We start from the raw sequence: 11,829 nt of genomic DNA on the forward strand, positions 1-11,829 counted from the left end.
TGGCGTGACAGTAAGGAGGCGGGACCAGGGGTGTCAAGGGTCCAACGCGGTTGTGGGCAAGGGGTGTTGGCCAACAAGGCTTAGTTCGGCGCCCTGTCCGGCGCCTTGTTGTGTGCCCTGGCGGGACGCCGTTCGCCCGGAGAAGGGGGATATCCCCATGTCCGGGGTTCGGGTCAGTCGGATGGTCCAGGTGGTCCGGGCTCCGTAGCGTCCGACGGCATGGGAGCGACAGTACGTAAGAGGTTCGGCCGGTCGGCGATGGCGAGGATGGCACTGAGCGTGGTCTCCGTCAGCACGATCGGGGTGGTCACGGTGTTGGGCGCGGGGTCGGGCGCCGACGCGCGAGGAGCCGACGAACGAGGCGCCGACCACGCGTCACGCGGCCTTCTCCAGCGGGACGCGGACGCGGTGCGTGACACCGGGGCCACCGGTCTGACGGCGCGGGCGCGGGACACCGCCGGACGGGACACGGTGGTCGGGTCCGGTGTCGCCGATCTGGACGGCGGGGGAAGGGTCCCGAAGGACTCCTACTACCGGATCGGCAGTGACACCAAGATCTTTGTGGCCGCCGTCGCCCTCCAACTGGTCGGCGAGGGCAAGATGAGCCTGGGCGACACCGTGGAACGGCGGCTGCCCGGTGTGGTGTCCGGCAACGGCAACGACGGACGTCGCGTCACACTCCGCAACCTGCTCCAGCACACCAGCGGGCTCGCCGACTACACGGACGTCATCTTCGCCGACCCCGAGAATCTGACACCCGAGCACTTCCGCGCGGCACGGTTCACCGTACGCACACCCGAGGAACAGGTCGCGCCGGCCATGGAGCGGGCTCCCGGCTGGCTGCCGGACGCCGACGACCCGGGCGCCGAGACCCGCTGGTCCTACTCCAACACCAACTACGTACTCATCGGCATGATCATCGAGAAGGTCACCGGGCACCGCTGGGAACAGGAGGTCCACGAGCGGATCATCGAGCCCCTCGGCCTGCGCCACACCATGAGCCTGGGCACCTCGCCCTACGTGCCCCGACCCACCGCCACCGCCTACGTCCAGTTCCCCGGCCACGACGACCTCACCGACACCACGCTCTCCGTGGACAGCGGAGCGGACGGCGGCATCGTCAGCACCACCGGCGATATGAACACCTTCCTGCGCGCCCTGATGGGAGGCCGCCTGCTGCCGCCGGAGCAACTCGCCCAGATGCGTACGACAGTGGCGGCACCCGGCAAGGCCGGCAGTGGCAAGGCCCGTTACGGACTCGGCATCGCCTGGCGCCCGGTCCGGGGCTGCCCGGACGGCGTCTGGTACCACGGAGGCACCTCCTTCGGCACCGTATCCGAGAGTGCCGTCACCGCCGACGGCAAGGTGTCGGCCGCCGCTGCCGTGTTCACCACCCGCTACGGCGACGAGAAACGCTTCGACGAACAGTCCGACGCGACGATCGCCCTCATCGACCGGGCGGTGTGCGGAGGGCGTGGCTAGCCGGCCGGATCGACCCCCTCGGCAGCGGCCCTGGTCGTGGTGCCGTTCACATGGCCCGCTGTGCGCGCGGCCCGCCGTTCGGCGGGGGATCCCCGCCGAACGGCGCGTACCCTCGCCACTCCCGGCGCGGGCACGATGCGCCCACGGGCCACGCGGGCGTGGCCGTGATCAGGAGGAGCAGCCATGACGACCGAGCCGACGACCCCGGCAGGACACGCGGACGTCGAGCCGAACTCGGGCGACGGCGACGCTGCACGCGGTGGCGTCATCGCTGAGTCTGCGTAGCGGCGGCAGTGGAGTTGACGGTTCATCACTCGACGTTGCAGGAGCGCCTGTCCCAGGCGGAGCACCTGCTCGGCTGGGACGTGCACACCCCACAGGGCCGCCTACGCCTGCAACTCGCCCTCGCCGTACGCAGGTTGCGACGGACCGCACCTCAAGGCGGGCCCCCCGCCTAGCGTTACGGCTTGCGGCCGACCCCGCACCACATGGGCAGCGCCTGCGCCGGGCGTACGTCGTCGGGGGCGGGGCGCCAGTCGGGGAGCTGGACGACACCCGGGTCGAGCAGTTCCGTACCCGCGAAGAACCGCTCCACGTCGCTGTGAGAGCGGGGGGTCGCCGCCGCGTGCTCGGCGGCCCGCTCGTTGTACACGCGCATCGACTCGGCGACCTCGTCGGCCCCGATGTCCGAAGCGGGGTGCGAGAGGACGAGGAAGCTGCCGGGCGCGAGCGCGTCCAGGAGGCGGCGGGTGAGAGCGTACGGATCCTCGGCGTTCGGGACGTACTGGAGAATCGCCACCAGCATCAGGCCCACGGGCTGCGACAGGTCCAACGTGTCCTGCGCCGCCGTAAGGATCTGATCGACGTCACGCAGGTCCGCCTCCAGATAGTCCGTCGCCCCGTCCGGGGCGCTGACCAGGAGGGCCCTGGCGTGGGCCAGCACGATCGGGTCGTTGTCGACGTACACCACCCGGGCACCGGGGTCGACGCGTTGGGCGACCTCGTGGGTGTTGTCGGCGGCGGGTATGCCCGTACCGATGTCGAGGAACTGCCGGACGCCCGCCGTCCCGGCCAGCTCGCGGACCGCCCTGCCGAGGAACGCCCGGTTGGCCCGCACCGCCGGGATGATCTCCGGATTGGCGGCGGCGGCCAACTCGGCGGCCTCCTGGTCGGCCGGGTAGTTGTCCTTGCCGCCCAACCAGGCGTTGTAGACGCGCGCGGGATGCGCCGCGGACGTGTTGATCGGTACGAACCCGTCCGGCGCCCGGTCGTTCATGGCCCTCGGTTCCCCATTCGCTGATGTCCGTTGTGTCGTCGGGCGATTCTCCGATCCCCCGTGATCCGTCCGACGCGGCCACAGCGTAATCCACTCCACCCGCGCAACGCGCCCGTGAGCGGCGCCAATTGAGGGGTGAGGACCAACTGACGCGGTGCTAGAGGGTAAGGACGATCTTTCCCCGGGCGTGGCCGGTCTCGCTCAACTCGTGCGCCGCGGTCGCGTTCTCGATGGTGAAGGTGGCCGCGACCGGCACGGTGAAGCGGCCCTGCTGTGCGAGGGCGGCGGCCTCGGCGAGTCCGTGCACCGCCGCTGGGTCCGCTCCCGGACCCGCCGAGCGTGACAGGTGGACCCCGTACTTCGCTGCCTCCGGGTCGGCGATGCTCACCACCCGGTCGGGGCTTCCGGCGAGGCCCACCAGATCGGGCAGCGAGCCGGATCCGGCGCAGTCCAGGACGACGTCGACCCCGTCCGGTGCCAGCGCGGTGACCCGCTCGCCCAACCCGGGGCCGTAGGTGGTCGGTGTCGCCCCCAGCCCCGCGACGAACTCATGGTTGTGGGGGCCGGCCGTACCGATGACGGTCGCGCCGCGTGCCGCCGCGAGTTGGATGGCGACCGTGCCGACCCCGCCGGCCGCGCCCTCGATCAGCAGGGTCGTACCGGTGCCGACCTTCAGTCGGTCGAGTACCCGCGTGGCGGTCTCGACGTTCCCGGCCGCGCCGCCTGCCTGCTCCCAGCTCAGCGCGTCCGGCTTCAGCGCCCAGGTTGCCAGGACGGCGTACTCGGCGTTCGCACCGCCGTGCTTCGCGAGATCGACGATGCCGAAGACCGCGTCGCCCGGCCGCACACCGGAAACCCCTGTGCCGACCTCGTCCACCACGCCCGCGGCATCCACACCGAGCACGTGGGGGAGGTGCACCGGCATCATGTCGCGGAGTCGGCCCGAGCGCAGATACCAGTCGGCGGGAGTGATGCCCGTGGCCCGTACGGCCACCCGGATGTGGCCCGGTCCTGCATGCGGTTCGGGCACATCGGCGACCTCAAGAACGCTTACGGGACCGTACTCGGAGAATTGCAGTGCTTTCATGGCTCGGACGTTAGCGGAACACTCCGTCCGTTTAGCTAAAGTGAGAGCGGTGACGAATCAATTGCCTCGCTCCCCGCGCTCCGATGCCCGGGACAACCGGGAGCGCATCCTTGCCGTGGCCCGCACGACGTTCGCCGAGCAGGGGCTGGACGTGGCGATGCGGGAGATCGCCCGGCGTGCCGAGGTCGGCCCCGCGACCGTCTACCGGCACTTTCCGACCAAGGAGGCGCTGGTCACCGAGGTCTTCACCGAGCAGATGGCGGCCTGCACCGCTGTCGTCGACGAGGGGCTGGCCGATCCGGACCCCTGGCACGGCTTCTGCCAGGTGATCGAGAGAGCCTGTGAAATGCACGCCCGGGACCGGGGGTTCGCCGCGGCGTTCGTCTCGGCCTTCCCGCACGTGATCGACTTCGCCGTGGACCGGGATCGGGTACTGGGCAATATCGCCGAACTCGCCCGCCGGGCCAAGGCGGGAGGCAAGCTGCGCCATGACTTCGTCCTGGAAGACCTGGTCATGGTGCTCATGGCCAACCGTGGAATCCGGACCACATCGCCGACCGCGGCGGCAGCCGCCTCCCGACGTTTCGCCGCGCTGCTGATCCAGGGCCTGCGAGCCGAGCCGGCCGGGCCGCCGCTGCCCCCGGCGGTCCGGCTGCCGCTGACGGTGGTGATCTAGCGGCGGATCAGGCACCCGGCACCCCCAGGACGAGCGCCTACGCCGATTCGTCAGGGGCGAAGGTTTGCTGATGCGGCACTACTCGGCACGCCGGAAGCGGAAGGGCTTCCCGCCCTGTGGGCCCGTGGGTGTGGCCTCCAGGGTGTCCCCGTCGACCACGACCTCCAGGCTCACCGGAACGTTGACCGTGATGCATGCCGAACTGAACGCGATGCGGTACTCGGCGGCGTCGCCGTCGCCCTCGTCCTTGGCCGTCACCTTCGCGTCCCCGCACAGCCTTGTCGGCGAGGTACCGAGTACGGCCCCGCCGTCCTTGTCGACGCGGATCATCGACCCGTCCGCGAAGTCGGAGAACCCCGGCGGCTGCGGCCCGTCCGCGACCCACTCCCCGGTGATCGGCTCCGATTCCTCCGAACAGCCGACGAGCAGCAGTCCGACAGCGAGGGCGGTCACGGCGAGCGTTCGACGCATACGGGTCTCCCGGTGAACGGACGGCAGGCTGGGCCGCATTCAAGCAGATACGGCCCGAGGGCGCGTCGGCCCGCCGGCGGATCGTCCACCCGCGCGGCCTCTACCCGCCCGAGATCCGCATCGCGATCATCTGCGACGAGTTCCCCCCGCACCTGACCACGAAGATGTGCCAGCGAGTGGGCACCTGGGCCGCTGCGAACGACGTCGAGATCGCCTACACCCCGACCAACTTCTTCTGGCTCAACCGCATCGAGGCCCAGCCCACCGCTCTGCGCCACTTCACCCTCGACGTCACCGATCACGCCGATCACAAGGAGCAGGGCCGCATGATCCGCCGTTACATCATCTGGCAAACCACCACGCCGACGACTGGCGCCTACGCGCCGTCGTCGACAGGGCGAACGTTGCCTGATGCGGCTAGGTCAGGCCCAGTGACCTGACCAGGTCGAGCATTTCGGCGCGGTGCAGGGCGGCCGGGTTGCCCGCGACGGGATGGATGTGTCCGTCGATCTCCAGGGCCACCAGGCCGTGCATGCGGCCCCAGACGCGCAGTGCGAGCGCCGCCGCGGCGGGCGGCACGTCGGGGAGGTCTGCCTGGATCTTGGCGACGTAGTCCGGGTGCAGATCGGACCAGGAGGTGTCCTCGGGCTGGTGGTGCCGGGCCTGGGGCCAGGCGGCGGCCACCAGGCGGGTCAAGTCGCGGCAGATCCGGCGTGCCGTCCGGTCCACCGGCCCGTCCTCGGGGGGCTGGTAGCCCGGAACGGGATGGCCGTAGAAGAGCCGGAAACTCTCCGGGTGGGCCAGCGCCCATTCCCTCAGGGCCTGGCCCCAGGCCATCAGGCGGCCACCGGGATCGGTCGCGGGCACGGCGTTGCTGGCGGTCTCCACCGCCGCCGCGAGCGAGCCGGCGATCTCACTGATCAGTGCGGTGATCAGGTCGTCCCGGGTGGGGAAGTAGCTGTAGATCGCGCGGGGGGTCATTCCCATGTCGCGGGCGATACCGCGTAGCGAGATCGCCCCGGGCCCTCCGTCGGCCATCTGCCGCAGAGCGATGGCTTTGATCTCGCGGGTCGTCTCCGCCCGCAGCCGCTCCCGGCGGCTCATCACGGCCCCGGCGGGGCCACTCTCGTCCTTGCTCACATTGAGGAGGTTACAGCAGTGCGTTAATCTTCGGCGTGCCAAAAATATTTGGCGAGTCAAAAGTATACGCCGTGTCCAAACAGAGTAGGGGAACCCATGCCCGCTTACGTCATCGTCGGAGTCGACGTGCTCGATCAGGAGGCCGGTCTGGCCTACGCTGCCGTCGCCCAGCCGTCCATCCTCAGCCACGGCGGTCGTTACCTGGTGGCGGGCCCCACGCCCGAACCCGTCGAGGGCTCCTGGGACTTCGCGCGGTTCCTGGTCATCGAGTTCCCCGACATGGACCGCGTCCGGGAGTGGTACGACTCCCCGGAGTACCGGCGGGCCCGGGAAATAAGGGAGGGTGCGGCGCGGGTGCGGATGATGTTTGCCGAGGGGTCGCCGCCGGAGGGCTTCTCCCTTCCGGCGTAGTCGGCGCGGTGACCGGTCGAGGGGACAAGTTCCGTGCGGCGGTGGGTGTTTCGGACCGTTTCCCGGTGCCGTCAGCCGAGACCGGCGCCCGGGTCGGGCACCCGTCGCCGCTCGGCCCGGAGTGCCGGGACCACGGCCAGCGCGACGGCCGCGACCACCAGGCCCACGGCGGTCAGCAGGAGGGACGACACGGGCGGGAAGACGGCGATTCCGGCACCCACGCCACTCGCGTGCCCTTCCAAGTCGATGAGCGGCCGGGCCACGACAAGACCCGCGACGATGCCGACGGCCGCCGCGACGGTCGCGGTGACCGCGCAGTTGGTCACCACGACCCCTGCGAGCTGACGTGGTGTCAGACCGATGGCGCGCAACGCGGGCAACTCCCGGGTGTGCAGCCGCAGCGCGGAACTCACCGATGCCGCGAGTTCCGCGACCGTGATCAGCGCGAGGACACCGATCAGCCCGGCGAGCACCCCGCTGACCAGACCCGGCGACGCCACCGGCGGCGGTGAGCGCCGGATGTCCACGCCGGGCAGGTCCGCCGAGAGCGCGCGGGCGACCGTCGCGGGGTCGGCGCCGGGCCGCAGCATCAGCGCGTACGACTGCGGGGCGTGGGCCGTGCCGCCGTCGCGCAGGGTGTCCAGCGTCGTCGAGATGACCAGACCGCTGTGTTCGGGCTCGATGGAGCGGCCGACGATGTGCAGGATGTGCGGGGTGCCGCCGACCGTGAGGCGTACCCACTGCCCGACCCGTACCCGCGTCGTGTCCAGCAGTCCCTGTCCGGCCACCGCCTCGTCCGGCGCGGACGGCGCCCGGCCCTCCACGGCCACGAACGGGTAGGCGTGTCCCTCGGTGCCGAGTCCGCGCAGCGTCACCGAGCGGGTCTGGCCGGGGATCAGCGCGGTGACCTCGGCCGCCGGATACACCGCCCGTACCTCCGGGTGCTCCTTGATGCGGGCCAACGCGCCCGCGTCGAGGCCGTGTTCCTGGCGGACGGTGAGGGGCGCGGGCGGGTTCACATGGCCGGTGTCGCCGTTGCGCAGCCCGTCGAGGGTGGCGACGGCCGCCAGCGCCACCGTCATCATCAGCACGGGCAGGGCGAGCCGGGCGACGGACGCGGTGAACCGGTCCCTGCGATGGGTGGCCCCCCGCCAGCCGAGTACGAGCTGCGGCGGCGTCCCCCAGCGCAGCGCGAGCCGCGCGGACCGGGCCATGCGCCGGGCCGCCGGACGCGCGATACGGGCGACCGGACTCGGCGGCACCCGGGCCGCCCGCCACGCGGCGAACGCCGTCGCGGCGGCGATGACCAGCACCGCTCCCACACCGATCGCGACGGTCACCGCGGCGGCGCCGGGCAGCGTACGGCCGTAGGCCACCGCCTCACCGATCGGGCCCGGCACATGGGCGCCGAGGGTGCGCACCGCGAGCGATCCGACGGTCACGCCCGCCAGGGCCAGCGCGGAGTGCTGGACGAAGAACATGACGGCGACCTGGCGCGGGGTCATCCCGATGACCTTCAGGACGGAGATGTCACGGACCTGCCCGAGTACCCGGCCGCCGACCCCGCCGGTCACGGCCACCGCGGCGGCGAGCAGCGATCCCAGCCCGAACACACGCAGCAACTGCCCGAGCAGCCGGTTGTCCTCGGCGACGGCCGCGCGGGCCTCCTGCCAGGTGGACAGGCGCACCACATGTTCCGGGCCGACGGCCGCGACCGCCTGCTGGACCACGAAGTCGGTGTCCGCCGCGTCGTCCAGACGCAGCCCGACGGTCCGGCCCGACGCGGGCGCGCCGCCGGTGCCGGGTCCCGCGGTGAACTCGTTCAGGGTCGCCGGTGACGCCCAGGCCGTACCGGGCCGTTCCCCCTCCTCGTAGCCCGCCTCGGACGTCGACATGACACCGACGACGCGCAGGGTCGCGTACCGCGCGGGAGAGGTCTGTACGGGCAGGGTGTCGCCGGGCCGTACCCACAGGGCCTGGGCGGTGGACCGGTCGAGGACCACCTCGTCCGGCGCGCTGCCGAGCCAGCGGCCGGTCAGGAACTGGCGTTCCTGGGCGCTCGGTTCGTCGGGGCGCGCGCCGCGCAGATCGAGGGCGGCGGTCGTGGTGGCGCTCGTCGCGGTCACCGGGACGGTGCGGTAGGGGCCCGAAACGGACTGGACGCCCGGCAGTTCGGGCAGCCGCGACGTGTCCGAGCCGCCTGTCAGGCGCAGCCATATGTGGTTGCCCCGGGTCTCCGTGAACACCTGCTGCCAGGGGCTCGCCGCGAACTGGAACAGGGCGGCCGACAGCAGCAGCGCGGCGGTCACGCCGACCGTGGCGAGGGCGAGCGAGGCGGCCTGGCCGCGATGTGTGCGCAGGTCCGCGAGCGCCCAGCGCAGGATGGCCCGCACCGGTCACTCCGCCAGTTCGACGAGTCCGACGGCCGCGTCGTGCGCGTCGTCGCTCAGCCGTATGTCGTCGATGATCCGTCCGTCGCTGAGGCTGATCACACGTTCGGCCGCGCTCGCCACCCGGGCGTCGTGTGTGACCAGCACGATCGTCTGGCCCTCCTGGTGGAACCGGGACAGCAGCCGGACGACCTCGCGGGTGCCCCGGCTGTCGAGACTGCCCGTGGGTTCGTCGGCGAGCAGCAGATCGGGCCGGTTCACCAGGGCGCGCGCGAGGGCGACGCGCTGCTGCTCGCCGCCGGACAGATCACCGGGGAGGTTGTCCTTCTTGCCGTCCAGGCGGAGCAGGGTGAGCAGTTCCCGTACCGCCGCGCGGCTTTCACGGGCCCCGCGCCCGGCGAGCAGCGCGGGCATCTCGATGTTGTCGGCCACCGTGAGGCTCGACACCAGGTTGAAGAACTGGAACACGATGCCGAGATGGCGGCGGCGCAGGACCGCCCAGCGGGCCTCGCTCAGCCCGTCGACGCGGCGGCCCGCGAGGCTGATCGTGCCGCTGTCGGGGCGTTCAAGGCCCGCCAGCAGATGCAGCAGGGTGGACTTGCCCGCGCCCGATGTCCCGGTGATGGCCACGAACTCGCCCCGCGCCACGTCGAGATCGACGCCCCGTACGGCGTGCACGAGACCCCCGTCACCGGTGTGGCTCTTGGCGAGCCCGGCGACGCTGAGCAGGGGAGGGTCGGCGGGGACGGGTGCCGGGGGACCGGTGGGGGAGGGGTCCTCGGCGGACACCGGGGTGCCGGGGACGGGTACATCCGGGCCGGATATGTCTCGGCCGGGTGTGTCCGGGTCGGGTGGGCCGGCCTTCGAGGAGGAGTCGGCATCGCTCATTCGAGTTCCTCCTGACAGCGCTCCAGCCAGTCCAGGTCGGCCTGGAGGTGCAGCGTGGCGCCCTCGATGAGCAGCCGGGCGATGCGGTTGTCCTGCTCCTCGTCGGCGCCCTCCATCCGTGCCAGGGCCCGCATGAGCGTGAGGTAGTGCCTGCGCTGCTTGTTGATGAGGTTGATCTGATCCGCGTGGCCCGTCCGGTGCGCAAGGGCGAGCTTCATGAAGAAGTCGTCGCGGACCCGGGGCGTGTCCGACGGCGTCTCGTACCAGGCGTCCACCGCTTCCCGGCCGGCCGCCGTGATCTCGTAGATCTTCTTGTCGGGGCGGTCCGACTGGCTCACGTGCTTCCCCTCGATGAGCCCCGCCTGTTCGAGCCTGCCGAGCGTGACATAGACCTGACCGATGTTCGGCTGAGGGTACGCCGCGCCCAGGAGTTTCTCCAGGGCCTGCTTCAGCTCGTAACCGTGGGCGGGACCACCGGCGAGCAGCGCCAGCAGGTGAAGACGCACTGTCCGGGTCCCCTCCTTGGCCGGGTGGTCTGTCGATTCGCTCACGACTGTGCACGTTCAGGCAACGATCTGCGCTACCGGCTGTCGCGTCGTCCCGCAGATATACATGATGCCTGTTACGGCACTACAGAGGGCGTGCCGGTGACAGGGACGGCGGTTCCGGACCCGCAAGGGCCGGAGACACGGAGAAAATCGGGGAGGGTGGCACGTGATACGCCGGGTGTGGACGGTCGGCCGGACCCTGGTCGTGGGGGTCCTGCTGGTGGCCGCCTGCGCGGGGTCCGCCGTCCGCCATGATGTGTCGCCGGTGGCGTCGGACGGCCGGGGGCCGCTGACCATGGCGACCGGACGTGACCTCACCGGCTACCTCAGCGACGTCCTCGCGGACTGGAACCGTACGCACCCTGCCGAGCGGGTCGACCTCGTCGAACTCCCGGAAGCCGCCGACGAGGTGCACGCGCAGATGCAGGACAGCCTGCGCGCGGGCAGTCGGCGCTTCGACGTCCTCAACATCGATGTGGCGTGGACCGCCGAGTTCGCGGGCAACGGCTGGATCGCCCCCGTGGACCGCTCCCGCCTCCCCCTCGACCGGCTGCTCCCCTCGGTCCTGGACACCGCCACCTATCAGGGCCGCCTCTACGCCGTCCCGTATGTGACCAACGCGGGCCTGCTCTTCTACCGCAAGGACATCCTCGACCGGGAGCACCTGAGCCCACCGCGCACTTGGCGAGAACTCGCCGACCAGGCATCGGCCTTGTCCGACAAGTACGACATGCAGGGGTACGCGGGTCAGTTCCTGCCCTACGAAGGGCTGACGGTCAATGTGACCGAGGCGATCCAGTCGGCGGGCGGCTCCCTGGTCGACCGCGAGGGCCGCGCCACCGTCACGTCCGCCGCCGCCCGCGAAGCGCTCGACTTCCTCACCTCGGGCCTGCGCGAGGGCTGGATACCCGAGGAGGCCCTGACCTACAAGGAGGAGAACTCCCGGCTCGCCTTCGAGGAGGGGAAGTTGCTCTTCCTGCGCAACTGGCCCTATGTGCACGCCCTCGCCTCCGCACCCGCCTCCGCGGTCGCCGGAAAGTTCGCGGCGGTCCCGCTGCCCGGCCGCGACGGCCCCGGCACCGGCGTCCTCGGCGGCTCCAACCTTGCCGTCAACGCCCGCTCCGCCCACCCGGATTCCGCCGCCGACCTCATGACGTACCTGCTCAGCGAGGGTGTGCAGCGCCGCGTCCTCACCGAGGGCGGACTCCCGCCGGTGTGGGCGCCGCTGTACGAGGACCCCGAGCTGGTGCGGCGGTACCCCTATCTGCCCGCGCTCGCCGAGAGTGTCCGCACCGCGCGGGTGCGGCTCAAGAGCGTCGACTACGAGCAGGTCAGCCTCGCGGTCGCCGCCGTCACCTACGGCGCGCTCGCCCAGCGCGTCACGCCTGCCGCCGCGCTGAAGCGGCTTGACCGGGAGCTGCGGGACATCCTGGCGCGCAGCCAACCGTAGGGCGCGCGCC

At 71.4% G+C, this 11,829-nt stretch carries 12 protein-coding genes and 1 pseudogene; 6 read left to right on the plus strand and 7 right to left on the minus strand.

Annotated elements, in window-relative coordinates; translation table 11 throughout:
- Positions 1 to 258 precede the first annotated feature (258 nt).
- Both ACFVT5_RS08485 and ACFVT5_RS08490 read left to right on the plus strand, forming a co-directional pair.
- Positions 259 to 1,482 (plus strand): serine hydrolase domain-containing protein, encoded by a 1,224-nt coding sequence (locus tag ACFVT5_RS08485; protein WP_389883602.1) that lies wholly within the window; start codon positions 259 to 261, stop codon positions 1,480 to 1,482.
- A 293-nt stretch (positions 1,483 to 1,775) separates the two neighbouring features.
- Entirely contained in the window at positions 1,776 to 1,940 is a 165-nt protein-coding gene (locus ACFVT5_RS08490; RefSeq protein ID WP_389882884.1) for a helix-turn-helix domain-containing protein, read from the plus strand.
- Between the two features lie 2 nt (positions 1,941 to 1,942).
- On the opposite strand, the gene ACFVT5_RS08495 is transcribed toward ACFVT5_RS08490, so the two are convergent.
- Entirely contained in the window at positions 1,943 to 2,758 is an 816-nt protein-coding gene (locus ACFVT5_RS08495) for an SAM-dependent methyltransferase (protein WP_389882887.1), read from the minus strand.
- 157 nt (positions 2,759 to 2,915) lie between these two features.
- A complete protein-coding gene (locus ACFVT5_RS08500) occupies positions 2,916 to 3,845 on the minus strand; it encodes an NADP-dependent oxidoreductase (protein ID WP_389882890.1) in 930 nt (309 codons plus the stop codon).
- A 49-nt stretch (positions 3,846 to 3,894) separates the two neighbouring features.
- Here ACFVT5_RS08500 and ACFVT5_RS08505 point away from each other — a divergent pair, with 49 nt between their 5' ends.
- Entirely contained in the window at positions 3,895 to 4,521 is a 627-nt protein-coding gene (locus ACFVT5_RS08505) for a TetR/AcrR family transcriptional regulator (RefSeq protein WP_389882893.1), read from the plus strand.
- A gap of 78 nt (positions 4,522 to 4,599) precedes the next feature.
- On the opposite strand, the gene ACFVT5_RS08510 is transcribed toward ACFVT5_RS08505, so the two are convergent.
- Positions 4,600 to 4,992: a hypothetical protein gene (locus tag ACFVT5_RS08510; RefSeq protein ID WP_389882896.1), complete on the minus strand. Its 393-nt coding sequence runs from the start codon at positions 4,990 to 4,992 to the stop codon at positions 4,600 to 4,602.
- 92 nt (positions 4,993 to 5,084) lie between these two features.
- On the opposite strand from ACFVT5_RS08510, the pseudogene ACFVT5_RS08515 reads away from it, so the two are divergent.
- Positions 5,085 to 5,404, plus strand: a pseudogene (locus ACFVT5_RS08515) (IS630 family transposase); the annotation flags it as partial.
- Positions 5,405 to 5,409: 5 nt separating this feature from the next.
- On the opposite strand, the gene ACFVT5_RS08520 reads toward ACFVT5_RS08515, so the two are convergent.
- Positions 5,410 to 6,132, minus strand: coding sequence for a TetR/AcrR family transcriptional regulator (locus ACFVT5_RS08520; protein WP_389882899.1), 723 nt, complete (start codon positions 6,130 to 6,132; stop codon positions 5,410 to 5,412).
- A 96-nt stretch (positions 6,133 to 6,228) separates the two neighbouring features.
- Between ACFVT5_RS08520 and ACFVT5_RS08525 the strand changes: the two genes are divergently transcribed.
- On the plus strand, positions 6,229 to 6,543 hold the full coding sequence (locus ACFVT5_RS08525) for a DUF1330 domain-containing protein (protein WP_389882902.1): 315 nt from the start codon (positions 6,229 to 6,231) through the stop codon (positions 6,541 to 6,543).
- Between the two features lie 71 nt (positions 6,544 to 6,614).
- Here the strand turns inward: ACFVT5_RS08525 and ACFVT5_RS08530 are convergent, their stop codons facing one another.
- Genes ACFVT5_RS08530 through ACFVT5_RS08540 form a run of 3 tightly spaced genes read right to left on the minus strand, consistent with a single transcriptional unit; the run spans position 6,615 to position 10,327 of the window.
- Complete coding sequence (locus tag ACFVT5_RS08530) at positions 6,615 to 8,936, minus strand: FtsX-like permease family protein (protein WP_389882905.1); 2,322 nt, start codon at positions 8,934 to 8,936, stop codon at positions 6,615 to 6,617.
- A gap of 3 nt (positions 8,937 to 8,939) precedes the next feature.
- Positions 8,940 to 9,821: an ABC transporter ATP-binding protein gene (locus tag ACFVT5_RS08535; RefSeq protein ID WP_389882908.1), complete on the minus strand. Its 882-nt coding sequence runs from the start codon at positions 9,819 to 9,821 to the stop codon at positions 8,940 to 8,942.
- Entirely contained in the window at positions 9,818 to 10,327 is a 510-nt protein-coding gene (locus tag ACFVT5_RS08540) for a PadR family transcriptional regulator (protein WP_389883605.1), read from the minus strand. Before ACFVT5_RS08540 ends, ACFVT5_RS08535 begins: the two co-directional genes overlap by 4 nt.
- A gap of 211 nt (positions 10,328 to 10,538) precedes the next feature.
- On the opposite strand from ACFVT5_RS08540, the gene ACFVT5_RS08545 reads away from it, so the two are divergent.
- Positions 10,539 to 11,819 carry an ABC transporter substrate-binding protein gene (locus tag ACFVT5_RS08545; protein WP_389883608.1) on the plus strand — a complete coding sequence of 427 codons (1,281 nt, stop codon included), beginning with the start codon at positions 10,539 to 10,541 and terminating at the stop codon, positions 11,817 to 11,819.
- Positions 11,820 to 11,829: the final 10 nt, after the last annotated feature.

It is taken from the genome of Streptomyces sp. NPDC058001, assembly GCF_042886315.1.
Taxonomy (GTDB): domain Bacteria; phylum Actinomycetota; class Actinomycetes; order Streptomycetales; family Streptomycetaceae; genus Streptomyces.

Bases quoted from the DNA above. Each gene is read 5' to 3' on its own strand.
- ACFVT5_RS08535 (WP_389882908.1), bottom strand. From the start codon at position 9,821: ATGAGCGATGCCGACTCCTCCTCGAAGGCCGGCCCACCCGACCCGGAC.
- ACFVT5_RS08500 (WP_389882890.1), bottom strand. From the start codon at position 3,845: ATGAAAGCACTGCAATTCTCCGAGTACGGTCCCGTAAGCGTTCTTGAG.
- ACFVT5_RS08485 (WP_389883602.1), top strand. From the start codon at position 259: ATGGCGAGGATGGCACTGAGCGTGGTCTCCGTCAGCACGATCGGGGTG.
- ACFVT5_RS08495 (WP_389882887.1), bottom strand. From the start codon at position 2,758: ATGAACGACCGGGCGCCGGACGGGTTCGTACCGATCAACACGTCCGCG.
- ACFVT5_RS08510 (WP_389882896.1), bottom strand. From the start codon at position 4,992: ATGCGTCGAACGCTCGCCGTGACCGCCCTCGCTGTCGGACTGCTGCTC.
- ACFVT5_RS08525 (WP_389882902.1), top strand. From the start codon at position 6,229: ATGCCCGCTTACGTCATCGTCGGAGTCGACGTGCTCGATCAGGAGGCC.